This window comes from Haloferax sp. s1 (genome assembly GCF_058382125.1).
Map to the genome: position 1 here is coordinate 1 of NZ_JBZRPK010000140.1, position 1,312 is coordinate 1,312.

1 protein-coding gene and 1 pseudogene are annotated in these 1,312 nt (G+C 63.1%); one reads left to right on the forward strand and one right to left on the reverse strand.

All coding sequences use genetic code 11. The annotated features are described in order from the left end of the window. A pseudogene (locus QT222_RS01020) lies at positions 1-396 on the forward strand (VOC family protein); the annotation flags it as partial. A gap of 27 nt (positions 397-423) precedes the next feature. Here the strand turns inward: QT222_RS01020 and QT222_RS01025 are convergent. Next, the coding region (locus QT222_RS01025) for an MBL fold metallo-hydrolase (RefSeq protein ID WP_491476014.1) at positions 424-1,312 on the reverse strand (889 nt) is incomplete at its 5' end.

Below are 1,312 nucleotides of genomic sequence, written 5' to 3' on the forward strand. Positions count from 1 at the left end.
CCTCGCGGCTACCGCGTCCCAAAGGCGGCACAGAACACGTCAGTTCGTGGACTACAGACTGTCGTCGTCGCCACCCGCGACCGCGAGGCGACCGCCGACCTATTCGCTCGTCGGCACCGCTATCCGTCTCCGGTCGACATCAACGGTCCGTTTTCGAACTTCGCCGCCCTGCCGGGGACGCCCGTCGCCTTGTGTGAACCCAATGGCGGCGCGCTTACGAACAGACTCGACGAGGTTGGCGAAGGACCCTGTGCGTTCCTCGTCGGCGTTACCGACCTCGATAGGACACGACAGGTGCTTTCGCTCGGTGCCGAAATTCGATACAGCGACCGCCGGATGGCGTGGTTCGACCACGAGTTGTTCGACGGTCGGTTGGGCGTCGTCGAACTCCCGTGAAGGGAGGTCCTCGCCGGGGTGTGCCCCTCAGGCGGCGCAGTTGTTCGGTCCCAGTTCGAGTTCCGTCGCCTCTTCTTCGTCGCCGACTGTCTCGCGGCCGGTATTGATGGCGATAACGCGCTCGTAGTTCGGCGGTTTCTCCGGCGTGTTGTCGGCAACGCGATGAACGAACGTCTCTTTGTCCATCTCCAGCATGTCGAGTTCGTCGCGGAGTTCACCGAGTGTCGTGCTCACGAGCTCGCCCGGCGCGGCGACGCCGTAGGTCCCGTCGGTGCTGACGGAGACGTGTCCGGGGAGAATTCGCGTCTCGTCCGGAAGCGAGAGAACTGTTCCGTGAAGCGTGTCGTAAAGGAGTTCCGCGCCGGTCGCTGCCTTCTCGTCGCCGAACTGGAGTTCCGTTCTCCCGACGGACTCGACGAACAGCGTGTCGCCAGTCAGGAGGAACCGTCCGTCGACGAGGTAGTTCGTCATGTCCGAGGTGTGTCCCGGGGCGTACGTCGCCTCGATGTCGTACTCACCAACCGTCACGGACTCCCCGTCTTCGAGTGGGGTAAAGTCGTACTGAACGTCGCGGTCCGTCGCGTGCGCGCCGAGATAGTACGGGACGCCCAATCGGTCGGCCAGTTCGTGCCCACCCGAGATGTGGTCGGCGTGAACGTGGGTATCGAGGACGCCAGAAATCGTCATACCCGCATCGGCGGCGACGAGTTCGAACTCGTGGTACTGTCGCGTTGCGTCCACGACGACTGCTTCACGTGCCGAACGAGACCCGACGACGTAGCCGAGACATCCCTTCGCCCGGCGCTGAATCTGTGCGACGAACAGGTCGTCGTCGCCGGTGTCGAGTTCGACTATCTCGTACAGTTTGCTCCAGTCTTCCATGCCGCCTTTGACCACGGTTACGTTATCGTAGCCC